Annotated in this window: 28 protein-coding genes; 8 read left to right on the forward strand and 20 right to left on the reverse strand. The window is 71.0% G+C overall.

The annotated features are described in order from the left end of the window. The 5 genes from EL493_RS15945 to EL493_RS15965 all read right to left on the reverse strand — a co-directional run bounded on the left by EL493_RS15945 (position 1) and on the right by EL493_RS15965 (position 6,733). Positions 1-1,461, reverse strand: coding sequence for an aminotransferase class I/II-fold pyridoxal phosphate-dependent enzyme (locus EL493_RS15945; protein ID WP_019050376.1), 1,461 nt, complete (start codon positions 1,459-1,461; stop codon positions 1-3). A gap of 23 nt (positions 1,462-1,484) precedes the next feature. Next, entirely contained in the window at positions 1,485-1,673 is a 189-nt protein-coding gene (locus EL493_RS15950) for a hypothetical protein (protein ID WP_022565725.1), read from the reverse strand. A gap of 24 nt (positions 1,674-1,697) precedes the next feature. Further along, positions 1,698-3,479: a thiamine pyrophosphate-requiring protein gene (locus tag EL493_RS15955; protein ID WP_019050378.1), complete on the reverse strand. Its 1,782-nt coding sequence runs from the start codon at positions 3,477-3,479 to the stop codon at positions 1,698-1,700. A gap of 235 nt (positions 3,480-3,714) precedes the next feature. Next, a complete protein-coding gene (locus EL493_RS15960; RefSeq protein ID WP_019050379.1) occupies positions 3,715-5,871 on the reverse strand; it encodes a catalase in 2,157 nt (718 codons plus the stop codon). A gap of 22 nt (positions 5,872-5,893) precedes the next feature. After that, positions 5,894-6,733, reverse strand: a complete 840-nt coding sequence (locus EL493_RS15965) for a glucose 1-dehydrogenase (RefSeq protein WP_019050380.1) — start codon at positions 6,731-6,733, stop codon at positions 5,894-5,896. Here EL493_RS15965 and EL493_RS15970 point away from each other — a divergent pair. The 3 genes from EL493_RS15970 to EL493_RS15980 all read left to right on the forward strand — a co-directional run bounded on the left by EL493_RS15970 (position 6,732) and on the right by EL493_RS15980 (position 8,350). Further along, positions 6,732-6,953 (forward strand): hypothetical protein, encoded by a 222-nt coding sequence (locus EL493_RS15970; RefSeq protein WP_022565724.1) that lies wholly within the window; start codon positions 6,732-6,734, stop codon positions 6,951-6,953. The two genes, EL493_RS15965 and EL493_RS15970, sit on opposite strands and share 2 nt — an antisense overlap. Positions 6,954-7,006: 53 nt before the next feature. After that, positions 7,007-7,432: an ATP-binding protein gene (locus EL493_RS15975; protein ID WP_019050382.1), complete on the forward strand. Its 426-nt coding sequence runs from the start codon at positions 7,007-7,009 to the stop codon at positions 7,430-7,432. 84 nt (positions 7,433-7,516) lie between these two features. Then, positions 7,517-8,350 carry a SigB/SigF/SigG family RNA polymerase sigma factor gene (locus EL493_RS15980; RefSeq protein WP_051719560.1) on the forward strand — a complete coding sequence of 278 codons (834 nt, stop codon included), beginning with the start codon at positions 7,517-7,519 and terminating at the stop codon, positions 8,348-8,350. A gap of 28 nt (positions 8,351-8,378) precedes the next feature. Here the strand turns inward: EL493_RS15980 and EL493_RS15985 are convergent, their stop codons facing one another. Genes EL493_RS15985 through EL493_RS15995 form a run of 3 tightly spaced genes read right to left on the reverse strand, consistent with a single transcriptional unit; the run spans position 8,379 to position 10,280 of the window. Then, positions 8,379-9,413: an iron-containing redox enzyme family protein gene (locus EL493_RS15985; RefSeq protein ID WP_019050384.1), complete on the reverse strand. Its 1,035-nt coding sequence runs from the start codon at positions 9,411-9,413 to the stop codon at positions 8,379-8,381. Next, positions 9,410-9,649, reverse strand: a complete 240-nt coding sequence (locus tag EL493_RS15990) for a CDGSH iron-sulfur domain-containing protein (protein WP_030203123.1) — start codon at positions 9,647-9,649, stop codon at positions 9,410-9,412. The genes EL493_RS15985 and EL493_RS15990 overlap by 4 nt, the downstream gene beginning before the upstream one ends. Then, positions 9,606-10,280, reverse strand: coding sequence for a HemK2/MTQ2 family protein methyltransferase (locus tag EL493_RS15995; RefSeq protein WP_019050386.1), 675 nt, complete (start codon positions 10,278-10,280; stop codon positions 9,606-9,608). Before EL493_RS15995 ends, EL493_RS15990 begins: the two co-directional genes overlap by 44 nt. A 183-nt stretch (positions 10,281-10,463) precedes the next feature. Between EL493_RS15995 and EL493_RS16000 the strand changes: the two genes are divergently transcribed. Further along, the gene (locus EL493_RS16000; RefSeq protein WP_019050387.1) at positions 10,464-11,567 is read left to right on the forward strand and encodes a carboxylate-amine ligase; all 1,104 of its coding nucleotides are present in this window, start codon (positions 10,464-10,466) and stop codon (positions 11,565-11,567) included. Positions 11,568-11,570: 3 nt separating this feature from the next. Here EL493_RS16000 and EL493_RS16005 read toward each other — a convergent pair whose 3' ends face one another. The 11 genes from EL493_RS16005 to EL493_RS16055 form a co-directional block, all read right to left on the reverse strand. Continuing rightward, entirely contained in the window at positions 11,571-11,873 is a 303-nt protein-coding gene (locus EL493_RS16005) for a hypothetical protein (protein ID WP_019050388.1), read from the reverse strand. A gap of 26 nt (positions 11,874-11,899) precedes the next feature. Further along, positions 11,900-12,307, reverse strand: a complete 408-nt coding sequence (locus tag EL493_RS16010) for a hypothetical protein (protein ID WP_019050389.1) — start codon at positions 12,305-12,307, stop codon at positions 11,900-11,902. A 32-nt stretch (positions 12,308-12,339) separates the two neighbouring features. Further along, positions 12,340-13,407, reverse strand: a complete 1,068-nt coding sequence (locus EL493_RS16015; protein ID WP_019050390.1) for an NAD-dependent epimerase/dehydratase family protein — start codon at positions 13,405-13,407, stop codon at positions 12,340-12,342. Positions 13,408-13,549: 142 nt separating this feature from the next. Then, positions 13,550-13,723 carry a CsbD family protein gene (locus EL493_RS16020; RefSeq protein WP_019050391.1) on the reverse strand — a complete coding sequence of 58 codons (174 nt, stop codon included), beginning with the start codon at positions 13,721-13,723 and terminating at the stop codon, positions 13,550-13,552. 187 nt (positions 13,724-13,910) lie between these two features. After that, positions 13,911-14,693 (reverse strand): SGNH/GDSL hydrolase family protein, encoded by a 783-nt coding sequence (locus EL493_RS16025; protein WP_019050392.1) that lies wholly within the window; start codon positions 14,691-14,693, stop codon positions 13,911-13,913. Further along, positions 14,690-15,826 (reverse strand): FAD-binding oxidoreductase, encoded by a 1,137-nt coding sequence (locus EL493_RS16030; protein WP_019050393.1) that lies wholly within the window; start codon positions 15,824-15,826, stop codon positions 14,690-14,692. Before EL493_RS16030 ends, EL493_RS16025 begins: the two co-directional genes overlap by 4 nt. 12 nt (positions 15,827-15,838) lie before the next feature. Further along, entirely contained in the window at positions 15,839-17,326 is a 1,488-nt protein-coding gene (locus EL493_RS16035) for a phytoene desaturase family protein (RefSeq protein ID WP_019050394.1), read from the reverse strand. Further along, complete coding sequence (locus EL493_RS16040) at positions 17,323-17,733, reverse strand: nuclear transport factor 2 family protein (RefSeq protein ID WP_019050395.1); 411 nt, start codon at positions 17,731-17,733, stop codon at positions 17,323-17,325. Before EL493_RS16040 ends, EL493_RS16035 begins: the two co-directional genes overlap by 4 nt. A 189-nt stretch (positions 17,734-17,922) precedes the next feature. Next, on the reverse strand, positions 17,923-18,225 hold the full coding sequence (locus tag EL493_RS16045; RefSeq protein WP_051719559.1) for a hypothetical protein: 303 nt from the start codon (positions 18,223-18,225) through the stop codon (positions 17,923-17,925). Between the two features lie 137 nt (positions 18,226-18,362). After that, entirely contained in the window at positions 18,363-18,593 is a 231-nt protein-coding gene (locus EL493_RS16050; protein WP_019050398.1) for a hypothetical protein, read from the reverse strand. Between the two features lie 147 nt (positions 18,594-18,740). Beyond that, positions 18,741-20,411 (reverse strand): FAD-binding dehydrogenase, encoded by a 1,671-nt coding sequence (locus EL493_RS16055; protein WP_022565722.1) that lies wholly within the window; start codon positions 20,409-20,411, stop codon positions 18,741-18,743. 88 nt (positions 20,412-20,499) lie between these two features. On the opposite strand from EL493_RS16055, the gene EL493_RS16060 reads away from it, so the two are divergent. The 4 genes from EL493_RS16060 (at position 20,500) to EL493_RS16075 (ending at position 22,847) form a co-directional block, all read left to right on the forward strand. Beyond that, the gene (locus EL493_RS16060) at positions 20,500-21,132 is read left to right on the forward strand and encodes a TetR/AcrR family transcriptional regulator (protein WP_019050400.1); all 633 of its coding nucleotides are present in this window, start codon (positions 20,500-20,502) and stop codon (positions 21,130-21,132) included. A 41-nt stretch (positions 21,133-21,173) separates the two neighbouring features. Next, positions 21,174-21,560 (forward strand): VOC family protein, encoded by a 387-nt coding sequence (locus EL493_RS16065; protein ID WP_019050401.1) that lies wholly within the window; start codon positions 21,174-21,176, stop codon positions 21,558-21,560. Between the two features lie 170 nt (positions 21,561-21,730). Further along, positions 21,731-22,189 (forward strand): SRPBCC family protein, encoded by a 459-nt coding sequence (locus EL493_RS16070; protein WP_019050402.1) that lies wholly within the window; start codon positions 21,731-21,733, stop codon positions 22,187-22,189. A 34-nt stretch (positions 22,190-22,223) separates the two neighbouring features. Continuing rightward, complete coding sequence (locus tag EL493_RS16075) at positions 22,224-22,847, forward strand: LysE family translocator (RefSeq protein ID WP_019050403.1); 624 nt, start codon at positions 22,224-22,226, stop codon at positions 22,845-22,847. A 144-nt stretch (positions 22,848-22,991) separates the two neighbouring features. On the opposite strand, the gene EL493_RS16080 is transcribed toward EL493_RS16075, so the two are convergent. Then, positions 22,992-23,279, reverse strand: coding sequence for a hypothetical protein (locus EL493_RS16080; RefSeq protein ID WP_019050404.1), 288 nt, complete (start codon positions 23,277-23,279; stop codon positions 22,992-22,994). Positions 23,280-23,522 lie beyond the last annotated feature (243 nt).

Consider the following 23,522-nt stretch of genomic DNA (forward strand, 5'->3'; position numbering starts at 1 on the left):
TCAGTTCTCGCGGACGACGCGCAGGGTGTGCAGCCGGGGGTCGTCGGCGTCGGGCACGTTCAGGCCCGCGGCGATGCCGGTGCGCAGATAGTCGACGACCGCCGCGCCGATCCGTTCACCCGGGACCACCACGGGGATGCCGGGCGGGTACGGGGTGAGCTGTTCGGCGGCGATCCGGCCGGCGGCCTTGTCGACGGGCACCACCTCGGACGGCCCGAAGAACGCGTCACGCGGCAGCATCACCGACTCCTGTTGCAGGTCCTCGGGAGTGGGCAGGCTGATCCGCGGCGGCGTCGGGTCGCCGAGCCCGGCTCGCCACAGCGCGAGCGCGTCGACGAGCCCGTCCACGGTGAGGCCGTCGTCGGCGGTGGACACCGTGGCCAGCACCCGGCGATGATCGCTGAGACCGAGGTCGATGTTGCGGTGCGCGCGCAGCCAGTCCGCGGCGTCGTAGCCGCTCGCGCCGGTGGCGGAGACGTCGACCAGTACCTGCAGCATGTCCAGATCGTGGGAGGCTTCCACGCCGAGCAGCTCGTCGTGCATGACGGTGAGGCCGTTGATCTCCGACAGCCCCGCCCTGGCCCGCCGGGCCGCGCTCAGCGCGCCGTCGAGCAGGTCGTGGCCGAATTCGACCATCTGCCTGCGCCAGCCGTCGAGGGCGGCGTAGATCAGCACGTTGGGGCTGGTGGTCATCAGCAGGTCGGCGCAGCTGCGCAGGTGGACCGGGTCCACCAGGTCGCCCTGCAGGTGGAACACCGAGCCCTGTTCGAAGCCCATGCCCATCTTGTGCACGCTCACCACACACACGTCGGCGCCCACGTCCATGGCCCAGGTCGGCAGCTTCTCGTGGAAGGGCAGGTGCGCGCCCCAGGCCTCGTCGACGATGAGCGGCTTGCCCCTGGCATGACAGACCTGCGCGATACCCCTGATGTCGGCGCAGGTGCCGTACGGGCTGGGGCTGACGATCAGCGCCCCCGCCGCGTCGGGATGCTCGCGCCAGGCCTGCTCGACCTCCTCCGGTGACGGCGGATGCGAGAAGTGCCGCTCGGCGTCCCAGCGCGGGGAGATCCAGTACGGCCGCACCCCGGAGAAGATCAGCCCGGCCACGATGGATTTGTGGCTGTCCCTGGCCACCAGCAGGCCGCCGTCGTGCCCGGCGACGGCCATCATGGCCGCCTTCACCGACAGCGAGCTGCCGCAGGTGGAGAAGAACGCGGCGTCGGCGCCGACGGCGTCGGCCATCAGCTCCTCGGCCTCGGTGAGCACCCCGTGGCGGGCCAGCCGGTCGTCCAGGCCGGGCGCGGCCAGGATGTCGCTGCGGAAGGCGTCGGCGCCCAGGGCGCTGAGCACCCGGTCGTCGACGCCGCGGCCCTGCCGATGTCCGGGCGGGGTGAAACCGTAGCGGCCGAGCGCGTGATATTCGGCGACGGCGGCGAGCAGGGGGGCGGAGCTGTGGTCCATTGCGGTCGACCTCCTCGGACGGACTAGTGCTGCTGTGCCGACGGACCCGGCAGCGGCGGCTTCGGCGTCGGTACCGGCGGGAACGGTTCCGGATTCGGGTTCGGATCCGGTGGGGTCGGCACCGGGTCGCTGGGCTGGGGCGGGACCGGATCGGGGTCGGGTCCCGGCGGGAACGGGGGCTGCGGCGGCGGTTGGGTGAGTTCGACGGGCATGGTGATCACCTTCCTGAGGTCGGGTCAGCGCAGGAATTCCTGTGCCTTGGCGCGGACACCCTGGCGGACCAGGTGCCAGGCCTCCGGGTCGCCGTGCAGCAGCGCCTGGGCGGTGTGGCCGAGCTGATCACGGGTGACGTGGGGGGGAATGGGCGGAATACCGGGGTCGCAGTGCACATCGAGCAGGACCGGCCCGTCCGCGCGCAGGGCCGCGTCCCAGGCCGGGCCGAGCCGGGCGGGGTCGAGCACGGTCTCGCCGCCGAGGCCGGCCTCGCGCGCGACCGCGGCGTAGGAGATATCCGGAAGATCTTGCGAGGCAGGAACTTTCGGTGATCCGGACATAGCCCGCAGTTCCCAGGTGACCTGGTTGAGGTCGTTGTTGTGGAACACGCACACCACCAGCCGCCGGTCGGCCCAGCGGGCCGCGTACCGGCGGATGGTGAGCAGTTCGGCGAGCCCGTTCATCTGCATGGCGCCGTCGCCGACCAGCGCCACCACCGGCCGGTCCGGGTGCGCGAACTTCGCGCCGATCGCGTACGGCACCGCCGACCCCATCGAGGCCAGCGTGCCCGACAGCGAGGCCCGCATGCCGTGACGCAGCCGCAGACAGCGCGCGTACCAGGTGGTGGAGGAGCCCGAATCGGCGGTCACGATCGCGTTGTCGGGCAGTCGATCGGACAGTTCCCACACCACCCGCAGCGGGTTGACCGGGTCGGCGTCGAGCATCGCCTGCCGGCCCAGCGTGTCCCACCAGGCCGCGACGTTCGTCTCGATCTGGTCGCGCCAGCTGGGATCACGCCGGTCCGAGACGAGGGTGGTGAGCGCGGCCACCGTGGTCGCCGCGTCGCCGATCAGGTTGACCTCGGTGGGGTAGCGCATGCCGATCCGGGATCCGTCGACGTCGATCTGGATCGCCCTGGCCCGGCCCGGTTCCGGCAGGAACTGCGCGTACGGGAAGTTCGAGCCGACGATCAGCAGCACGTCGCAGTCGCGCATCAGCTCGTAGCTCGGCCGGGTCCCGAGCAGCCCGATCGAGCCGGTCACGAACGGCAGATCGTCGGGCAGCACGTCCTTGCCGAGCAGTGCTTTGGCCACGCCCGCGCCGAGCCGGTCGGCCAGCGCGACGATCTCGGCGGCGGCACCGCGCGCGCCCTGCCCGATCAGGATGGCTGGCCGGTAGGTGGCGTCGAGGATCGCCGCGGCCCGCGCGATCTCCTCGTCGGGCGGGAGCAGCGAGGAGGTGCTGTCGGTGCCGGGCGGACTCGGCACCGCCTGGCCCGGCACCGCGGCGGGCGGATGGGACTGTTCGTGTTGCAGGTCCGCGGGCACGATGACCACGGTCGGCGCCCGCCGCGCCAGCGCCGTGCGGATCGCGCGATCCACGGCGGCGGGCAGCTGTTCGGCGACGTCGACCTCCACCAGGAAGGCGGAGGCGACGTCTTTGAACAGGCTCTGCAGGTCCACCTCCTGCTGATAGTCCAGCCCGCGCGCAGACCGGGCCGTCTGCCCGACCAGGGCCAGCACCGGCACATGATCGAGTTTCGCGTCGTACAGACCGTTGAGCAGGTGGATAGCGCCCGGTCCCGACGTGGCGGCGCACACCCCGATCCGGTCGCTGAACTTCGCGTAGCCGGTGGCGGCGAACGCGGCCATCTCCTCGTGCCTGGTCTGGACGAAGACCGGCGCGTCCGCCCGGCCGAACGCCGCGATCAGGCCGCCGATCCCGTCGCCGGGATAACCGAAGACCTGGTCCACGCCCCAATCCCGCAGGCGCGCCAGGATCTGGTCGCCGATCTCGGTACTCATCGGTGGGCCTCCCAATCTTCGGGTCCGCGGTGCGAGCCGGGCGCGCCTGCCGCGACGACGCCGTTGGCGTCGCGGCCGTGCGCCTCGGCTCGCGCCCGCGGTGTGCCGGTGTCGACGCCGGCTTCCGAAACGAGTGGAAACATCGGCGCCGTATGCATCCGGTCGGCCGATCCCCACATCCCCGTGATGCCCGCCCCCGCGGCCCCGAAACGGGGGCCGCGGGACTTTCCCGGGTTCAGGACGCCGCCTCGATCCGCTCCCAGGCACGGTGCTGTGCCAGATCGGTGAGCACGCCCGTGGTGGCCGCGTCCGCATCGGCCACCGTCACACCGGGGGCCTCCGCGTCGACGCCGGTGCGCTGCAGGACCGACGCCGCGGTGCCGACCGCCGCGATCGCCTTGCCGTGCCGCCACATCTCCTCGACCAGCAGATCGACCCGGGGGTCGATCGGGCCGCCCAGCAGGATCAGGCCGTCGAATTCGACCGAGCGCATGGTGGCGAAGGTGCGGTCCACCATCAGGTCCGCGTCGTCCTCGACGACACCGCCGCGCGCGGCGACCAGCAGCGGCCGCACCCGGGCCTCGGTGAGCGCCGCGATCACCTCGCCGACCGCCGCGGCGGTGGCGGTGTCGTCGATCAGCACGGCCACGGTCCGGCCGTCGACGGGGAAGGTTCCCTGCCGCTGCGACAGCGCGGGACTCGGCGCGAGATCGACCCGGTCGGCGTTCGGCGCGGGCGCGGTGAGCCCGAGCTGTTCGGCGACGTAGTCGGCCAGCGGCTCGTCGACATTGGCCAGCATCTGCAGGCCGCGTTCCCGGATCGTGGTGTCGGTGCACTTGCCGAGTTCGAAGGCGAACGCGTCGGCCAGATGCTGCCGCTCACCGGGGGTGAGGCTGCGGTAGAACATGCGCGGCTGCGAGTAGTGATCGGCGAAGGACACCGCCTCGGGGCTGTTCGCCGAGGTCCGCAGCTTGGCGGTGGGCGGCGGGATCGGCGTCGGCGACTCGACATAGGCCTCGCCGGCCATGCTCGCCGCGAAGGGACAGCCGCCCGCGGTCGAATTCGGTTTGTAGGGACCGATTCCCGGATGCACGGCGGTCTGGTGCATGCCGTCGCGGAACATGTCGTTCACCGCGGTGTGCGGTGTATTGATCGGCAGCTGGGCGAAATTGGGGCCGCCGAGCCTGCTGATCTGGGTGTCGAGGTAGGAGAACAACCGGCCCTGCAACAGCGGATCGTCGGTGACCTCGATGCCGGGCACCAGGTGACTCGGGCAGAACGCGACCTGTTCGGTCTCGGCGAAGAAGTTCACCGGATTCGCGGTGAGCCGCAGCGTGCCGATCACCTGGACCGGCGCGATCTCCTCGGGCACGATCTTGGTCGGATCCAGCAGATCGATGCCCTCGAACAGATGCTCGGGGGTGTCCGGGAAGACCTGGATGCCCAGATCCCATTCCGGCGCGATGCCCGCCTCGATCGTGTCGGCCAGGTCCCGGCGATGGAAGTCGGGGTCGAAGCCCGCGGTGAGCTGGGTTTCCTCCCACAGCATCGAATGCACGCCGAGCCGGGGCTTCCAGTGGAACTTCACCAGCGAGGTGGTCCCGTCGGCGGCGACCAGGCGGAAGGTGTGGATGCCGAAGCCCTCCATCATCCGCAGCGAGCGCGGCAACGCCCGGTCCGACATGCTCCAGAAGGTGTGCGCGGTCGCCTCGGTGTGCAGGGTGACGAAGTCCCAGAACGTGTCGTGGGCCGACTGCGCCTGCGGAATCTCCCTGTCCTGCTGCGGTTTTCCGGCGTGGATGATGTCGGGGAACTTCACCGCCTCCTGGATGAAGAAGACCGGGATGTTGTTGCCCACCAGGTCGTAGACGCCCTCGTCGGTGTAGAACTTCACCGCGAAGCCGCGGGTGTCGCGGACGGTGTCGGCCGAACCGCGCGAGCCGAGCACGGTGGAGAAGCGCACGAACACCGGCGTCCTGGCGTCGGCGGCGAGGAACCGGGCCCGGGTCAGCGAGGCGGCGGCGCCGGTGGCGACGAAGACGCCGTGCGCGCCCGCGCCGCGCGCGTGCACGACCCGCTCCGGAATGCGCTCGTGGTCGAAGTGGGTGATCTTCTCGCGCAGGTGGATGTCCTGCAGCAGCACCGGCCCGCGCGGGCCCGCCTTCAGCGCGTGGTCGGTGTCGGCGACACCGAGTCCCTGCGCGGTGGTCAGGGCGCCGCCCTGCTGGGCGCGCAGACTCGCGTCACCGGGGATCGGCGCTCCGGTCGGCCCGCGCAGCGCCGGCCCCTCCTGATCGGGGCCGGGACCCGCCTGTTCGCAGGGCCGGTCCGGGTTCTCGTCGGGCGGTTCGGACGGGCGGGTGAATTCCGCGGGCACCTCGTTGTCGGTCATGGGTCGTATCCCTTCGAGAGGCTCAGAGGATGGGTTTGCCGCCGGTGACCGCCAGCCGGGCACCGGAGATGTAGCTGCCGTCGTCGGCCGCGAGCAGCACGTAGGCGGCCGCGAGTTCGGCGGGCTGACCGGCCCGGCCCAGCGGCACGTTGTCACCGAAATCGGCCACCTTCTCCGGTGGCATGGTGGACGGGATCAGCGGTGTCCAGATCGGGCCGGGCGCGACGCTGTTCACCCGGATGCCCTTCTCACCCAGCAGCTGGGCCAGGCTGGCCGACAGATTCGCGATGGCGGCCTTGGTCGCCGCGTACGGCGCCAGCGTCGGATTGGGCATATCGGAATTCACCGACGAACTGCCGATGATCGAGGACCCGGGTCGCATATGCGGCAGCGCCGCCTTGACGAGCCGGAAATAGGCACCGACATTCACCGCGAAGGTGTAATCGAATTCCTCGTCGCTGATCTCGTCCAGGTCGGTGTGCGTCATCTGATAAGCGGCATTGCTCACCAGCACGTCGATGGTGCCGAATTCCTCGACCGCCCGCGCCACCAGCGCCCGGCAGTGCGCCGGGTCGGACAGATCGCCGGGTGCCAGGACCGCCCGGCGCCCGGCCTCGGTCACCCAGCGGGCCACCTCCTGAGCGTCCTCGTCCTCGTCGAGATAGGAGATCAGCACGTCGGCGCCCTCGCGGGCGAACGCGATCGCCACCGCGCGGCCGATCCCGCTGTCGGCGCCGGTGACGATCGCCGCCTTACCGGTCAATTTCCCCGAGCCGCGGTAGCTGTGTTCCCCGCAATCGGGGACCGGTGACATCTGTGCCTGGATACCCGGCACTTTCTGCTGTTGTTCGGGAAATCCCATGAGCGAATCCCTCCGTATCGACGACTGCCGTCCCGGTGCGACTACCGCGTTATCCGTTCGGCAAACACCGATTGGCCACGAGCGGCCGGGGTACGCGCCGGATATGGAACTCCTTGCGATCGTCGCTCTGGTCTGTGTCGTCGCGGTGGTGCTGCTGTTCCGCAGGCGCGGCAAGCAACCACCGGATCAACCGGAGTCGACCGGCAACGACCCGAAGTGAGCCGGCGGCCGAGTACCCTTCGGCCATTCGGTGCAGGTGCATGAGGAGGCGGCGTGCAGGACGAGCAACGCGAAATCGTGCCGCGATCACGGACCGTCGGATTTCAGATCCCGGCGGAACTGGACCAGTTGACCATGGCGCACGCGCTCGCCGAAACCGTCCTGCTCGTCGAGGGATTCGCGCTCGACGAGGTCACCGATCTGCTGCTGGCGCTGGACGAGGTGGTGACCGCCCTGGTGCTGATCGCGACCCCGGATTCGCTGATCGACTGCGCCTTCACCGGCCGGGACGGCGCGCTCGGCGCCCGCGTCAGCACGCTGGCCGCCACGCCGGACGCCATCGACGAGGACGCCTTCGGCTGGCATGTCGTGGCCACCCTGACCGACGCGCTGAGCACCCGCTACGGCGACTTCGACCCCTTCCGCGGCGGCTACCCGACGACCGTCGAATTCGGCTGGATCCGGCGCGCCGCTTCCTGAGAATCCGCGAAGCCCACACATAGCCGAGTCGGCGCTGGGTACCCGAAGGACATCCGACAACGCCCGGAAGCGAGGCACGTGGCGATGACAGGGGAAACAGCAACAGCAGATCATTCGACCGCACGGCGGTCCCAATCCCGCGGTGACAGCTACGACAACATCGAACCGTGGTTCGAGAAGTTGCGGGCACTCCCGCCGGACGATCCACATCACGAGACCATCCGGGCCGAGGTGATCGGGCTGTGCCTACCGCTGGCCGATCACATCGCCCGCAAGTTCACCGGTCGCGGCGAGCAGTTCGACGATCTGGAGCAGACGGCCCGGGTCGGGCTCGTCCTGGCCGTCGACCGATACGACGTGACCCGGGGCTATTCGTTCCTGTCCTTCGCGATCCCCACCATCATGGGCGAGGTGCGCAGGCATTTCCGCGACCACACCTGGGCCGTGCACGTCCCGCGCCGGCTCAAGGAACTCCAGTTGCGGATCGGACCGGCCACCGAGGAACTGTCGCAGCGGCTGGGCCGCCTGCCCAACGCGCAGGAACTGGCGACCGAACTGGACGTGGACCTGCTCGAGGTCACCCGCACGCTGGTGGCGAGCAACGGGTATCAGACCAACTCGATCGACGGGATCACCGAGGACGATCGTGACAACGCCAGCCAGCCGATCACCGACACGCTCGGGGCCGACGAGCCGTGCTACGAGCTCACCGAGGACGCCGACGCGGTGCGGCCGCTGATCGCCGCGCTGCCGAGCACGGACCGGCGGGTTCTGATCATGCGGTTCTACGAGAACATGACGCAGAGCCAGATCGCCCGGCGGCTCGGGGTCTCCCAGATGCAGATCTCCCGGATCCTGGCGCGCACCCTGAGCTCCCTGCGCGAACAGGCACTGGGCGAGGAGCCGGCAGTGCAGTGACGGCGAGGGTGAGCCCGCTGTTCGGCCGCTATCCCTCGATCGAGGAGGCGACCAGGTCCCCGGACCGACCCAGCGGCCGCAGCAGCGAGGAGCGCCCGGTGTCCCAGCAGCTCAGCACCTGGTCGGAGAACCGTTGCTCGAGCAGATTCGTCGCCTGGATCCCGAAAACGATGTCGGCCGCCGCCTCGGGTTCGGCCGCGAGCACCTCGGCGAGCACGTCCCGGCGCATGACCTGCTCGTGCACCGCGTCGGCCTCGACGTGCTCGCGGTAGAAGCCGGCACACGCGGGATGCGGCAGCAGGGTGGCGGTGATGTCGGCGAGGCGGCGCGAGGCCGGCGACGAGGTGATCTCCACCGAGGCGAAATGCCCCACCGAGGCCGCGCGCAGACCGCGGTGCAGCCCGAACAGCGACATCATGTCCACCAGCGCCAGCATCGGCGCGGGCACGTGGTCGAGATAGTGCAGATAGCCCGGATCCAGTCCGGCGCCTGCCAGCAGGTCCGCGTACAGCTGCGCGTGGACCCGGTCGCCGCGACCGCCGCCGAACTCGTCGAACTCCACGGCCACCAGCGCCGCCTTCGCCGTCCCGCGCAGGCGGGGGATCACCCACGCGTAGGGGTCGGCCTCGATGTGGTGATAGATCGAGCGGTGGACGAAGTACTCGCGCAGGTGGTCCGCGCTGCCGCGGTCGGCGAGGAAACCGGCGATGCCCGCGGAGTCGTCGCCGGGTTCGAGCAGCTGGTCGAGTTCGGCGGTGACATCGTCGCCCCCGGGCACGTCGGCGCGCAGGGCCGCCAGCAGATCCCGCTCCAGGCCCGCGCGCAGCCGCAGCAGGTCCGGATCCCACTCCCAGTCCTCGTCGACCCCGGCGAAGCCCTGATAGTGCAGCTCGTAGCAGGTGTGCAGGGCCAGGAGCAGGTCTTCGCCGTAGGGGTCGAGGCCGGTGCCGGCCGGCACGGCCGCCCCGGGCGTGCCGGCCAGCACGTCGACGATCGCGGCCGACAGGTCGCCGCGGGGGACCGGCAGCGCGCGGCGTGGCGCGACGACGGCGGCGTGGCTCATGACGTCTCCTCTCGACGGCGGTGCCTGCGCCGGTGGCTGGTGTCGCAGAGGGGGTAGATCGACGAGCGGCGGCACAGGCACAGCGCCACCCGGAACCGGTCGCAGTGCAGCACGGTCCCGTCGGCGGTCACCAGGTCGACGGGACCGTCGATGAGGGCCGGACCGCCGTCCACCAGCACGACCCGGCGCGGATCAGCGCCGGTCGCCGACGACGGGGGACACTGTTCGGTCGACACGGATCACCACCAATTCCTCGTCACGTTGCCCGGGCGCGAGATAGCCCTGCCCGGTGAGCCATCCGGCGCGGGCGCGGAGCACGGGCCCGAACGGCACCGTGCCCGTGGCGACCACCTGGGCGTCGACCCCGCGCTCGCGCAGCTGGGTCAGGCTCCGGTCGGGGTCGCTGATCGCGGAGTGCACGATCAGGCCCACCCCGCGCTCGGTGAGCAGATCGGGCAGGGTCGCGCAGAGCCGGTCGAGCACGCTGCGCCCGTCCGGTCCGGCGTCCCAGGCCAGCGCCGCGCCGCGCGGCCGGGACGCGGCCGCGGGCACATAGGGCGGGTTGGCCAGCACCAGGTCGAAACGCGGCAGGTGCAGCGCGGCGGAGAAGTCGCCGTGCAGCAGATCCACCGCGATGCCGCGCAGCCGGCAGTTCAGCCACGTCGACAGCAAGGCCCGCCGGGACAGGTCGATCGCGGTGAGACTGTGCGCGCCGGCCGCGGCCGCGGCGACGGTCAGCGCCCCGGTGCCTGCGCACGCGTCCAGGACACGCGCACCGTGCGCCGGTGCCAGTTCACGGAGGGCGCGACACAGCATCCAGGTGTCGGCCTGGGGTCGATACACCCCGGGTGCGCGGATCACGCGCATCGCGGGCCCCGGTGGTCGAGCAGTCGATTTCGCATCGCGAATACTCCTTGCGCTCCGCCGATATGGTCTTGTCCGGCGTATGCCCGTACCGCGGCGGCGCAATCAATTCGGCGTAGGGTGAGTCTGGTGCGGAATCCGGGGAATACTCCCTGCGCGGTGACGGCTCGGTAAGGAGGCGGGGCTGTGAGCAGGCACGGGCTGACTGTCGGTGTCGAAGAGGAATTCCTGTTGACCGACCCCGACTCCGGCGCGCCGGCGCCGAAGAACACCCAGGTCGCCGCGACCGCGCGGCGCGCGGGACTCGATCTGCAGCTGGAACTGACCAGCTGTCAGGTGGAGACCAGCACCGGCGTGCACTCCGACATCGGCGAGCTGCTGACCGAACTGCGCACGTCCCGGCGCCGGGTCGCCGAATGCGCGCTCGAGCACGGCGCGCGGCTGCTCGCGGTCGCCGTCCCGCCGACCGTCCCGCAGGGCTACCCGGTCACCGCGACCCCGCGCTATCAGCGCATCGCGCGCACCTTCGGCATGCTCGCCCACGAACAGGGCCTGTGCGGTTGTCACGTGCACGTCGGGGTGCCCGATCGGGAGACCGCGGTACTGGTGTCCAATCATGTGCGCCCCTGGCTGCCGGTCCTGCTGGCCACCACCGCCAACTCGGCGGTCTACCAGGGCACGCCCACCGGCTACGCGAGCTGGCGCAGCATCATGTGGCGGCGGTGGCCCAGCGCGGGCCCGCCGCCGTATTTCTCCTCGCTGGAGGACTACGAGTCGATCGTGGCGATGATGCGCGCCAGCGGCAGCATCCTGGACAACAAGATGGTGTACTGGGACGTCCGACTGTCGGAGTCGTTTCCCACGGTGGAGATCCGGGTCAGCGACGTGCCCGCCACCGCCGAGGAGTCGGCGCTGCTGGCCGCGTTGATCCGCGGCATCGTCGACACCGGTCTGCACGCGATCGCCGACGGCCAACCGGCCGCACCGGTGACCGGCGAGGTACTGCGCGCCGCCTATTGGAATGCCGCGCATTCGGGCCTGGACGGCAACGGCGTCGACCTCACCGACGGTCGGGTGGTCCCGCACCGGGAACTGCTGGCCCAGCTCGTCCGCACGATCGAACCCGCCCTGGTGACCGCCGGGGACGACGCCTTCGTGGCGGAGGCGATCGCGGCGCTGATCGAGCGCGGCAACGGTGCCCGCAGGCAACTCACCGCCCTGCGGTCCCGCCACGACATCGGCGACGTGGTCGACGAACTGGCCGCCGCGACGCTGGAGGGCTGCGGCTGATTCTCAGTGCCCCCGCGGGTCGGTCAGCTCGCGGCCTTCCTTCGCCTTGACCCGGCGATGCTCGGCGAACACGATCAGCACACCGCCGAGCAGCGACACCGCGGCCAGTGTCGCGGCGATCGCCGCCCAGCCGCCGAAGCCGTAGCCCGCGGCGGTCAGGGTGAGGCCGACCAGGATGAGCCCGAGGGCGATGAGGATGAGTCCCGGCCAGTTGCGGGTGTCCTCGATGGACTCGCCCGCGTGGGCACGGGTGGTGCGCGCGTCGTCGGGGAAACGATCGTCGCGGCGGGGATCGGGAGCGTTCATGGCTGGTCCTTTCCTGAGGCGCGGGATCAGAAGCCGAGCAGGCCCGACGCCAGGTCGTCGATCTCGAGGGTGGCCAGCACCTGGTCGCGCACGTCGGGGCAGTGCGCGACGGCGGTGGTGTCGATCGCCTCGCGGTTGCGGGTGACGGCGGCGTTGACCGCGCCGTTGCGCAGCGCCCAGTTGTGCACCGTGCCGTTGTAGGACACGCGCGCCACGGCCGGGCCCTGCTGCTGCCAGTGGCCGATCTCGGCCCGCAGCATGTCGCACAGCTGAGTCGCCGCCTCGTCGCTGATCTCGGGTGATTCGGCCCCGGGCGGCACCGTGGGACCCACCGGATCGGTGGTCGTGCCGCAAGCGGTGAGCCCGGCGGCGATCGCGACGACCGCGAGCGCGGTGCGCCGGATACGGGCGGGACGGGGGAGGGACAGGGTCATGGGAATCTCCTTGCTCGCCGTGGGCCGCCGGGTTACACCCGCAGTTCGGCCTCTTCGCGGCTGCCGACGCCGGTGGTGAATTCGTGGATCCGCCATGGCCCACCGGCGTGGGGGTCCAGTGGCGGGGTGCCCGCGCCGGCGCCGGTGCGCAGTCCGTCCAGCATCTCGCGCAGCGCCGCCGCGGAGCTGTAGCGCGGAATCCAGCCCAGGTCCTCGCGGGCGCGGGCGGTGTCCATCAGGGGCAGGTTCATCATCGCGTCGAACAGGTCGGGGGTCGCGGGCACGAGGTGGCTGTGCCACGCCGCGGACAGCGCGGTGCGGACCAGCCGGGGCGGGACGGTCACCGTGCGCGCGCCCATGACGGTGCGGAGCACGCCCGGGTCGACGACCGGTTCGGCGGCCAGGTTGAAGGGCCCGCGGGCCTGCGAGGTGACCGCGAGGGCATAGGCGGCGCCCACATCACGGCTGTGCACCGCCTGGAATCGCAGCCCGCGGGGGATGGGCAGGATCGGCGGCAGACCCGGCCGCACGAGCCGGTTCGGCATGAGCGGGCCGAGGAACAGCCTGCGCTGCTGACCCGCCGACTCACGCCGGAAGCTGAACGCCGGACGCATCCGGACGACCCGCCGTTCCGGTTCCTCTACCTCGAAGCGATCGAGCAGCCTTTCGACATAAGCCTTTTCGCGCATGTAGCCCGCGGCGGGCCAGCCGTCGGTGGGCCAGCTCTCGGGCACCATCCGGTCGTCGGCACACGGCGCGTAGGCCCCCACCGAGGAGGCGTAGACGAACGCGGGCACCTGGGCGGCCGACACCGCCCGCAGCACCCGTTCGGTGCCGCCGACATTGTTGCGCCAGGTGGTCAGCGGTTGCCGGGCCGGCTGGAACAGCCATGCCAGGTGGACGACCACATCGGCACCGTGGAACCACGTCTCGAGTTCGTCGGTCCTGATGTCGGCCCCCACCCACTGCACGCCGGGCCGCGATTCGGCGGGTACCCGCCGCGCGATCCCCACCACGGAATCCACCCGCGAATCCCCCGCGAGCGCCTCCAACAGGCTGGTGCCGATGTTTCCGGTCGCGCCGACGACGACTACCCGCATGTCTGCTCCTCGGATCGAAGGTCCGGTCGGTCCTACGCCCGGCGACTACCCGGCCGCCACCCGCCGAAACGGTCACCACCGTTTCGGGCCGGGGAACGCGCCGGGGGCCGGCGTGCACGCACGCCGGCCCCCGGGGAGGCGGTCAGTCGCGGAACGCGTCCTTGACCTTCTCGCCGGCGTCCTTGAGGTTCGCCTTGGCCTGGTCGGTGCGTCCTTCGCGCTCGAGATCCCGGTCGTCGCCGGTCTTGCCCGCGGCCTCCTTGGCCTTGCCCGCCAACTCCTCGGCCTTGTTCTTCGCCTTGTCTGCCAAGCTCATGGTGGCATTCCTTTCAGACAGTTCGCTCGGCCACGTCGTGACCGTGGGCCGTCCTGGGGACCCACCGCGGTGCTACCCGGGTCCGGCGAGGCCAAACAGGCACCCCGCCCGAAACCGCCCGGTTTTCGCGGTGTCACCTGCGGTCATGTCGATTGTGTGGCGACCGTGGGCCCGGTCGGCGACGCCCTCACCGGACCGCGAGCAGCTCCGGCCGCTTGGCGAAGCGTCCGTCCGCCGACGAGCGGCCGGTCAGCCGCCTGCTCAGCCATGGGCCGAGAAAGGTTGCCAGCCAGCGGAGTTCGTCCCTGGCGGTGACCAGCGGGTGCGACACCGGCAGGGCGGGATCCAACGGCCGGGTCCAGGCGTCGTCGGCGCCCGGCAGACCCAGTGCCTCGGCGAGCGCGTCGGCGATGCGCTGGTGACCCAGCGGGCTCGCGTGCAGCCGGTCCGCGGCCCACAGCCGCCGATCGGTGACCACCGGGTGCGCCGCCGTCTCGGCGACGAGCACCCCGTAGCGCCGGGCCGAGGCCCGGATCCGGTCGTTGAGCGCGCCGACCCGGCCCGCCAGCGGCCGGGCCAGCGGCGTCAGGCGGGTGACATCGGGATAGGTCACCGTCAGCACGACGGCGCCCGAGGCGGCGAGTCCGGCGAACATCGCGTCCAGATGCCGCATCACCTCGTCGAGGTCGAAGCCCGGCCGCAGCAGGTCGTTCATCCCGGCGACCACGGTCGCCACATCCGGTTCCAGGGCCAGGGCGGGCGCCAGCTGTTCGGCCCTGACCTGCGCCGCGAGCTTGCCCCGCACCGCCAGATTCGCGTACCGCACCCGGGGTTCCGCCACGGCCAGCCGTTCGGCGAACCGGTCGGCCAGTCCGCGCAGCCCGGTGCTGTCGTCCCCGTCGCCGACCCCCTCGGTCTGACTGTCCCCGAGCGCCACGTACCGGGTGAATCGGCCCCTGCGGTTCGTCACAGCTCGATCTCCACATCGGTGAGCGGGTAGGCCACGCAGGAATGGGTGTAGCCGAAGGTCTCGTCGGACAGCCGCAGTTTCGCTTCCTCGGCGGTGTGGACCTCGCCTCGGCACACCCGCACGCGGCACAGACTGCACTCACCCGAACGGCAGGCGGCTTCGGGCCGGATCCCGTTGTCCTCCAGGGCATCCAGCAGCGGGCGTCGTCGCGGCGTGCGGAACGAGCGGCCCCCGACGGTGACCGTGACCTCCTCGTCGGGCGCGGCCTCGTCGGGCCAGTGTGGCTGCGCGGTGGGGTCGGCGGGCGCGCCGTTGGCCTCGAACCGGATCCGTTTGCGCGGATGACCCAGCGCGGTGAGCTGTTCCAGCGCGTACGGGTACAGCGCTTGCGGCCCACAGACATAGACCATCCGGCCGTCCAGCCCGCCCACCGCCGCGGTGATGGTCTCGGCCGTGAGGAAACCCGCCGGCCCGGTCCAGCCCGGTTCCGGTTCGGCGATCACGTGGTCGACCTGGATCCCGGGGTGGGCGGCGGCGAGGGCGTCCAGTTCCGCGCGGAAGATGATGTCGTCGTTCCGTCGCGAGCCGTAGACCAGCGCGAAGGTGCGGTTCAGACCGAGGTCGGCGATCTCGCGCAGCATGCTCGTCGCGGGCACCACGCCGGAGCCGCCCGCCAGGAAGACCAGGTCGTCACCGTGGAACAGCGGATTGTGGTGGAAGGTGCCCATCGGGCCCGTGGTGGTGAGCACCGTACCGACCCGCACCGTGTCGAGCAGCAGGTTGCTGACGCGGCCACCGGGCACCCGGCGCACGGTCAGGTCGTAGTGGTCGAGCCGGGCGGGGCTCGACGCGATGGCGTACGGGCGGCTGGTGCCGTCGACGAAGACGTTCACGTACTGGCCCGCGTGGAACGGCGGCAGGGCGAGCCGGTCGCGGCCCTCGAGCCGGAAGGTGGCCGTGGTCGCGGTCTCGGCGATCACCGCGGTGACCACCAGCGACAGCCGGGCGGGATGGTAGTTCTCGACCGTGGCGCGGACATCGGCGACATGGTCGCGGTGGTCGGGGACCCGGTCGTCGATGGCGGCCAGGATCGCGGTGGCGCCGTCGAAACGAGGGGCGAGAGGATGGGGCACAGCTGTCTCCGTTCAGGCGGCCTTGCGGCGCATCAGCCGGCGGGCGACGCGCGCGCCGGCCTCGAGGGTGGGCTGGAATCCGCCGATGCCGGACCAGGAGCCCGCCAGGTGCAGGCCGGGGACCCCGGTGTCGCGTTCGCTGTCGCGGAACAGCCAGCCCTCGGTCGCGTCCTGGTCGTAGCCGTAGATGGCACCGCCGGGATGGCCGAGGTAGCGCATCATCGTCAGCGGGGTCGCGACGTCGACTTCCTCGATGGCGTCCCTGATGCCGGGAGTGATGGTCTCGCACAGGTCGAGCAGTGTGTCGGCGTAGGCGAATTTCGTTCTCGCGTAGTCGGCGGGCGCGAGTTTCTGCCACAGGTCGGCATAGTGCAGCGTCATCAGGCTGATGTGGTTGGCGCCGCGCGGCGCGAAACCGATCGGCGCCACATCGTAGGAGCTCACGCAGATCCCGCGCGTCGGCTCCAGCGTGCGCCACGCCTCGAAGGTGCGGTCGTTGTCGGTGTCACGGTTGACGAAGGTGGTGCTGGTGGTGAACCCTAGCTCAGCGGGCGTCGCGTCCAGCCCCATGTGCAGGACGAAGCCGGAGACGCCGATCCGCCTGGTGGACAGGTCTTTCCGGACCGCGGCGGGCACGTCGACACCGGTCAGCATGCCGTAGGTCGTCGGGAGCGAGGCATTGGACACCACGTCGTCGGCGGTGATCTCGGTGCCGTCGTCCAGGCGCACCCCGAACGCGCGCCCGCCCGCGGCGAGGATGGCCGTGACGCCGGTGTTGAATCGCACCTCGCCGCCCGCGCGCAGGAAGCTGTCGAGCACGGCCGTCGACATCGCCTGCGAACCGCCGCGCACATGCCACGGCTTGAATTCGAAATAGGCGAACAGGGTGAGCGCGAGATCCTGGAACGGCAGCCGCGACGGCGGCTGGCCGAGGTAGGTCCAGTAGATGCCGAGTGCGACCTTCAGCCGTTCGTCGTCGAAGAACTCGTCGAGAACCGCCGCGGTGGAACGCAATCCGTAGGAGAACAGCACCGGGTCGAGCTGCTCGGCGGGCATGCCGCGCATGGCGGCGATCTGCCAGAAGGTCACGGTCTTGATCAGCTCGAAGAAGCGCGCCGCGCGATCCCGGCTCCCCGGGAACTCGGCCTCGATCACGTCGAGCGCGCCGTCCCAGTCCGCGGGCAGGGTCAGATCCAGTTCGCCGGGGACGACCGCGCGATAGAGATCGTGTTCCCGCACGAAGTCCAGTTTGTCGGCGATCCCGAGCTGGGTGAACAGGCCCTCCCGCAGCGACATCGGCTGCCCGTCGACACCCACGCCGGACAGCTGGTGCAGCGCCACCTCGAACTCGAAACGTCCACGGCGGAAGGAGGTTCCGCATCCGCCGGGCACATTGTGCCGCTCCAGCAGCAGGGTTCGCACCCCGGCGCGCTGCAGGGTGGCCGCGGCGGTGAGGCCCGCGTTGCCCGCGCCGACGACGATCGCGTCGTAGTCGCTCACGCGCCCGCCGCCTCGCGTTCGACCTGGGCGAAGGCCTCGGCCTTGATCTGCTCGAACTGCTCGCCCATGCGAGTGGCGAGCGCCGTGGCCCCCGACAGCGGGCGCACCATCACCATGAAGTCGTCGATCCGCCCGTCCTCGTCGAAGTGCAGGAAGTCGCACCCGGTGATCTTCTTGCCGTCCACGGTCGCCTCGAAGACGAACGCGTGGTCACGGCCGTCGGCGATCTCGCGCACGTAGCGGAAGTCCTCGAACACGCGCAGCACGGCGCGCAGGATGGCGGCGGTGATGGCCTTGCCCGGATACGGCTGGAACGCCACCGGGCTGGTGAAGACGACATCGTCGGCCAGCAGGGCCTCGACGGCGTCGGAGTCGCGGGCTTCGACAGCTGCTCGGAAGGGATGCATGCTCGACCTCTCATAGACAACTAGTTGACTAGGTGGAGGGAACACTAGCGCTGAATTTCCCCAGTTGTCCAGGATATGGAGAGCATCGAATTGACTATTTATGCGGAGCGGGAGACCATTCGCTGGGCCGACTTCGCCCTGTCGGTCATCGACCGCCGGGTCGACGTCCTCGTGTGACCGTGCCCGTCCTCACGGATTGGTGAGTGGCTCCGGTGTGGTGTTGGCCGCGTCGCCGATCAGCCGCCTGCGCAGCAGCACCTTGCCCTGTTCGGCGCCCTTGCGGCTCTCGTGCTGGGCGCGGCGGAAGAACTCGGCCTTCTCGGGGTCGCCCGCGCGGTCGGCCTCGTGTGCGAAGTGCTCCATGCGCAATGCGGAGCGCAGGCAGGTCTCGACGAACCAGATCAGGTCGTAGTCCTTGTCCTTGGTGCCGGTGTGCCTGCCCGCTTCGTCGCCGCCGACGGTCGCCGCGCTGCGATCGGCCGAGCCGTCCAGCGCCGATGCCAGTTCACCACGCAGGCGCCGCGCCGTGGCTTCGTCGCCGGCGTCGTCGGCGGTCGTGATGTCCTGGCGCCACTGCGCGATGAGATCCCGCGAAACCATGGTTTCCTCCTCCGGGCGACCCCGCCGGATCACCGGTCGACCGCGTATTCGGTGTTGCGGAGGGCCTCGGCCACCGCCTCCAGCCGCCATTGCGCCTGCGGCGACAACCCGGCCGCGCACGTGCACAGCCTGCGCAGGCCCGGATCGGCCAAGCGCACGAGCAGGCTGTTGTCGTGCAGCACGACCGAGGTGGTACCCGCGGCGGGCTCACCGTCGGTGATGGGCGGGGTGGGCGGCCGGGGGGAATCGAAGAGCGGCATGCTACCTCCTGGGCGTGTCCCCGAGCGGTGTGTCGCCGTGCCACCGATGGAATCGGCCGCCCGAGCACCAGAACCGACGAGGTGAGCGGTGTTGACGTGGCACAACGCCGAGTGCCCCACCCCGGCAAGGTCAAACAGCCGGCAGCGTCAGACGGTGTCGGCGGCGGTGCGGCCGGCGGCGCGGCCGGAGAAGATGCAGCCGCCGAGGAAAGTGCCCTCCAGGGAGTTGTAGCCGTGCACGCCACCGCCGCCGAAGCCCGCCGCCTCACCGGCCGCGAACAGGCCGGGGATCGGCGCGCCGCTCGCGTCGAGGGCACGCGAGCCAAGGTCGGTCTGGATGCCGCCGAGGGTCTTGCGGGTCAGCACATGCAGTTTCACGCCGATCAGCGGTCCGGCGGCGGGATCGAGGACGCGGTGCGGGGCCGTGGTGCGCATGAGGCGGTCGCCCAGGTAGCGGCGGGAGTTGTGGATGCCCTGGAGCTGGGCGTCCTTGCTGTAGGGGTTGTCCACCTGCAGGTCACGGGCCTCGATCTGCGCGCGGATGCTCGCCGGGTCCAGCAGCGGCCGGTCGGTCAGGCCGTTCATCTTCGCGACGAGGTCGTCCAGGGTGTCGGCGACGACGAAGTCGGCACCGTGCTGTTTGAACGCCTCCACCGGGCCCGGCGCCTTCTTGCTCAGCACCCGTTCCTTCACGATGGCCTTGCGGTTGCGGGCGGTGATGTCGGGATTCTGTTCCGAACCCGACAGCGCGAATTCCTTGGCGATGACGCGCTGGGTGGTGATGAACCAGGAATGGTCGTGCGGCACTAGGTCGGGGGTGGTGCGCAGGTGGCGCAGAGTGCCCAGGGTGTCGTATCCGGGCAGGTAGGGGGCGGGCAGGCGGCGGCCGAGGGCGTCGAACCACAGCGAGGACGGGCCGGGCAGGATCCGGATGGCGTGGCCGGGCCAGACCGGGTTCCAGTTCTGGATGCCCTCGGTGTAGTGCCACATGCGGTCGCGGTTGACCAGGCGGACACCGGCGTCGGCGGCGATGTCGAGCATGCGGCCGTCGACATAGGCGGGCACGCCGGTGATCATGGTCGCCGGGGGCGTGCCCATGCGTTCGGGCCAATGCCTGCGGACGATGTCGTGGTTGCCGCCGATGCCGCCGGTGGCCAGCACCACGGCGGCGGCGGAGAACTCGAACTCGCCGGTGACATCGCGGTTGGACGGTGCGCCGCGCTCGGCGTCGTCGTCGGCCAGTATCGCGCCCCGGATACCGGTGACGGCGCCGTCGGTGAAGACCAGCTCGTCGACGCGGTGCCGGTGGCGGAAGGTCACCAGGCCGCGGTCGGCGGCGCGCAGGGCCGAATCGGTGAACGGGCCGACCACGCCGGTGCCGGTGCCCCAGGCGATGTGGAATCGGGGCACCGAATTGCCGTGCCCGTCGGCGCGCAGATCGCCGCGTTCGGCCCACCCCACCGAGGGCAGGAAGCTGATCCCGTGCTCGGTCAGATACGAGCGCTTCTCGCCCGCGGCGAACTCGACGTAGGCGCGGGCCCAGCGCTGGGCCCAGCTGTCCTCGTCGGCGAGCCGGTCGAAGCCCGCGCTGCCGGTCCAGTCGCTCCAGGCCAGGTCGAACGAATCGTGGACGCCGAGGCGGCGCTGCTCGGGGCTGTCGACGAGGAAGAGCCCACCGAAGGACCAGAACGCCTGCCCACCGAGGTTGGCGGCGTTCTCCTGGTCGACGACGAGCACGCGCTTGCCCCGGCTGGTCAGCTCGTGCGTGGCGACCAGACCGGCCAGGCCCGCGCCCACCACGATGACATCGGCATCCATTCGGACGACCTCCACTTCCGCTCACGGCAAGATTCGCATTTGCATCGGATACGTTATCGCATCTGATTCAGCTGGGTAAGGTGTCTGCGTGAACTCGCCCCGGCCCCTCGACTCCGCGCCGCCCGCCGCCAAACCGCCGCGCGTCACCCGCAGGCGCGCCGAGACCAGGGCGCGGCTGCTGGACGCGGCCTTCCGGGTGTTCGCCGAGAAGGGCTTCGGCCTGGTCCGCATCGAGGACGTGTGCGGCGCCGCCGGGTACACGCGCGGCGCGTTCTACTCGCAGTTCGACAGCCTCGAGGAGCTGTTCTTCGTCCTCTACGATCAGCGCGCCACGCTGATCACCGAGCAGGTCAGGGATGCGCTGGCCACCCTCGACGACCCGTCGGATCTCACCGCCTTCGTCGACCGGCTCTCGGCCACGTTGCTGCTGGACCGGGACTGGCTGCTGGTCAAGACCGACTTCCTCACCCACGCCGCGCGCAGGCCCGAGATCGCCGCCCGGCTCGTCGCCCATCGCGCGCAGTTGCGGACCGCGATCGAGCACAAGCTCACCGTCGGCGGATTCGCGCTGCCTCCGCAGCTGGGTTCGATCGGGGAGGCGGCGAAGGCGGTAGTCGCGGCCTATGACGGCGTCACTGTGCAATTGCTGCTCGACGGCGACCAGGCGGCCGCCCGCGCCTGGCTGGCCCGGCTGGTCCGTCAGCTCGGTGTGACCGCCTAGACCGGCCGCGGGTCACGGCGATCCGACGTAGGCTCGGTGACATGGCTTGCCGGATCACCGAACTCGTCATCGACAGTGCCGATCCCTCACGGCTGGCGGACTTCTGGTGTGAGGTCCTGGGCTACGTCGAGGTCGACCGCGACCACGGCGCCGTGGAGATCGGCCCGCCCGGCTCCGCCCCCGGCGGTCCCCACATCACCCTCCTGTTCGCCCCCAATTCCGATCCCAGACCGGTGAAACTGCGCCTGCACATCGACGTCAACCCCACCGACCGCGACCAGGACGCCGAACTCGACCGCCTGCTCGCCGCGGGCGCCCGCCCCGCCGACGTCGGCCAGACCGGCACCGAATCCTGGCACGTCCTCGCCGACCCCGAAGGCAACGAATTCTGCCTCCTCCGCCGCCGCGTCGAGCCCCTGCCGCGCTGAGTGCACGACCGCGACCGAGCGCTGCGCCGCTGATCGGTGCCGATCGGCGATTCGGCACCGATCGAGCGGGTACACGCGTCGTGACCGACAACGACCGCGGGTGATGGCCGAGCGTGGGAACCGTTCGCCGGCTCTTCGCCCCGACGTCCGCGACATCGGAGGTGGCTGACATGGTCCGGGTGACTCACAGCGTCCCCGCCCCGGCGGGCGAGGTGTTCGCCGTGCTCGCCGACGGGTGGTCCTACGCGGGCTGGGTGGTCGGTGCCTCGCACATTCGTGGCGTCGACGACGGCTGGCCCGCGGTGGGGGCCCGGATCCACCACAGCGTCGGCCCCTGGCCGCTGACCATCCAGGACGTCACCAAGGTCACCGCCGTCGCCCCGCCGCACCGCTTGGAACTCGACGCCCGCCTCTGGCCGTTCGGCGCCGCCGTCATCGATCTGGAGGTGCGGGCCACCGGGCCCGCCTCGTGTGAGGTGGTGATGGGCGAACGCGCCGTGCGCGGTCCCGGCAAGCTGCTCCCGCACGCGGTGCAGGCGGCGCTGCTCACGCCCCGCAACCGGGAATCGCTGAGCCGGCTCGCCGATCTGGCGGTGGGCCGCAAGCACGGCGGGGCACCCCAGGGCTGACACGAGCGGATCCGCGCAGGTCTACCATGGTTCGATGCTCGCCGCGGTCCTGTCCTTCACCCTCGCCTCGGTGGTGCTCGTGCTGCTGCCGGGCCCGGACACCCTGGTGGTGGTCCGCAGTCTCGTCCGCGGTGGCCGCGCCGCCGGTATCCGCACCGCCGCGGGCGTGCTGTGCGGGCTCGGTGTCTGGGTGGTCGCCGCGGTGCTCGGCCTGTCGGCGCTGTTGCGGGCCAGCGAGATCGGCTACGAGGTGCTGAAGATCGTCGGCGCGGCCTACCTGGTGTGGATCGGCGTGCAGTCGCTGCGAGCGCTGCGGCAGCCGGTCGCGGCGGTGGAACCCGCCGGATCCTCCACCGCGCCGCTGGACCGGATGGGCAGCTTCGGCTCCGGATTCCTCACCGACATCCTGAACCCCAAGATCGGCGTGCTGTTCGTCAGTTTCCTGCCCGGCTTCGTGCCCGAGGGCTACTCACCGGTGTGGACGACGCTGGGACTGGGGGCGGTCTACATCGCCCTGACCGCGCTCTACTGCGCGGCGCTGGTGGTGGCGTCCGGCTCGATCTCGGCCTGGATGCAGACCGCCCGCATCCGCCGCCGCATCGACGCGCTCACCGGGCTGGTCCTGGTCGGCTTCGGCGTGCGGCTGGCGACCGAGTAGCAGCCGCGCCGTCCGGCGTCGGCGCCGGTGACGGGCGGCGATGCAGTTCGATCCAGTAGACGACCAGCACGACGGCGTAACCGGCCAGCAGGGCGCCGATGGCCAGCGCCAGCGCCGCGCCGAGCACCGCCAGTACCGTGCCCATCACCAGGGCCTCTTGGAGCGCGTCCGCGCGCCGGAGCGCTCACGCTGCTCACGCAACCGATCGGTGCGCGCCCGCCGGGCGGCGTCGGCCAGCTCGGTGATGTCGTCCACCAGCGACCGGCCCTCGCCCACGATGTCCCGCCCGGACGCGGCCGCCTTCCGGCTGATCTTGCGCCGGCGGACCGCCGTGGCCGCCTTGACCTCCTGGGCGAACTCGCCGGCCGCCCGCAGGTCCGCCGTGGCGCGATCGACCCACGCGCCGACTACCGTTGACCCCAGCAACTTCATTGTCGCCACCCCGCCGGTTAATTGAGTGAACAGTTGTGCACTGACGTGGTCTACAGTATCCGGTAACGCCGGTACCGGCAACAGTCCTGGTAGGAGCCGCGGCGGCGGTAGGGCGAAAACCGTTCCTCCGCAGGTTACCCGCCGAAAGCCGCACGTGCCCTGTCGGTTCTGCGTTCCGGGCGGCACGGCCGGAAAAGGCGCGTAGTCGACTACGCGTGAGCTGGTCCGGCGCCGCGACGACGA

Origin of the sequence: Nocardia asteroides (assembly GCF_900637185.1) — a bacterium.
GTDB lineage: Bacteria > Actinomycetota > Actinomycetes > Mycobacteriales > Mycobacteriaceae > Nocardia > Nocardia asteroides.

Coding starts and splice junctions, on each gene's coding strand:
- EL493_RS15945 (WP_019050376.1), bottom strand. CDS start 1,461: ATGGACCACAGCTCCGCCCCCCTGCTCGCCGCCGTCGCCGAATATCAC.
- EL493_RS15950 (WP_022565725.1), bottom strand. CDS start 1,673: ATGCCCGTCGAACTCACCCAACCGCCGCCGCAGCCCCCGTTCCCGCCG.
- EL493_RS15955 (WP_019050378.1), bottom strand. CDS start 3,479: ATGAGTACCGAGATCGGCGACCAGATCCTGGCGCGCCTGCGGGATTGG.
- EL493_RS15960 (WP_019050379.1), bottom strand. CDS start 5,871: ATGACCGACAACGAGGTGCCCGCGGAATTCACCCGCCCGTCCGAACCG.
- EL493_RS15970 (WP_022565724.1), top strand. CDS start 6,732: ATGAGCGAATCCCTCCGTATCGACGACTGCCGTCCCGGTGCGACTACC.
- EL493_RS15965 (WP_019050380.1), bottom strand. CDS start 6,733: ATGGGATTTCCCGAACAACAGCAGAAAGTGCCGGGTATCCAGGCACAG.
- EL493_RS15980 (WP_051719560.1), top strand. CDS start 7,517: ATGACAGGGGAAACAGCAACAGCAGATCATTCGACCGCACGGCGGTCC.
- EL493_RS15985 (WP_019050384.1), bottom strand. CDS start 9,413: ATGAGCCACGCCGCCGTCGTCGCGCCACGCCGCGCGCTGCCGGTCCCC.
- EL493_RS15995 (WP_019050386.1), bottom strand. CDS start 10,280: ATGCGCGTGATCCGCGCACCCGGGGTGTATCGACCCCAGGCCGACACC.
- EL493_RS16005 (WP_019050388.1), bottom strand. CDS start 11,873: ATGAACGCTCCCGATCCCCGCCGCGACGATCGTTTCCCCGACGACGCG.
- EL493_RS16010 (WP_019050389.1), bottom strand. CDS start 12,307: ATGACCCTGTCCCTCCCCCGTCCCGCCCGTATCCGGCGCACCGCGCTC.
- EL493_RS16015 (WP_019050390.1), bottom strand. CDS start 13,407: ATGCGGGTAGTCGTCGTCGGCGCGACCGGAAACATCGGCACCAGCCTG.
- EL493_RS16020 (WP_019050391.1), bottom strand. CDS start 13,723: ATGAGCTTGGCAGACAAGGCGAAGAACAAGGCCGAGGAGTTGGCGGGC.
- EL493_RS16040 (WP_019050395.1), bottom strand. CDS start 17,733: ATGCATCCCTTCCGAGCAGCTGTCGAAGCCCGCGACTCCGACGCCGTC.
- EL493_RS16050 (WP_019050398.1), bottom strand. CDS start 18,593: ATGCCGCTCTTCGATTCCCCCCGGCCGCCCACCCCGCCCATCACCGAC.
- EL493_RS16055 (WP_022565722.1), bottom strand. CDS start 20,411: ATGGATGCCGATGTCATCGTGGTGGGCGCGGGCCTGGCCGGTCTGGTC.
- EL493_RS16065 (WP_019050401.1), top strand. CDS start 21,174: ATGGCTTGCCGGATCACCGAACTCGTCATCGACAGTGCCGATCCCTCA.
- EL493_RS16070 (WP_019050402.1), top strand. CDS start 21,731: ATGGTCCGGGTGACTCACAGCGTCCCCGCCCCGGCGGGCGAGGTGTTC.
- EL493_RS16075 (WP_019050403.1), top strand. CDS start 22,224: ATGCTCGCCGCGGTCCTGTCCTTCACCCTCGCCTCGGTGGTGCTCGTG.
- EL493_RS16080 (WP_019050404.1), bottom strand. CDS start 23,279: ATGAAGTTGCTGGGGTCAACGGTAGTCGGCGCGTGGGTCGATCGCGCC.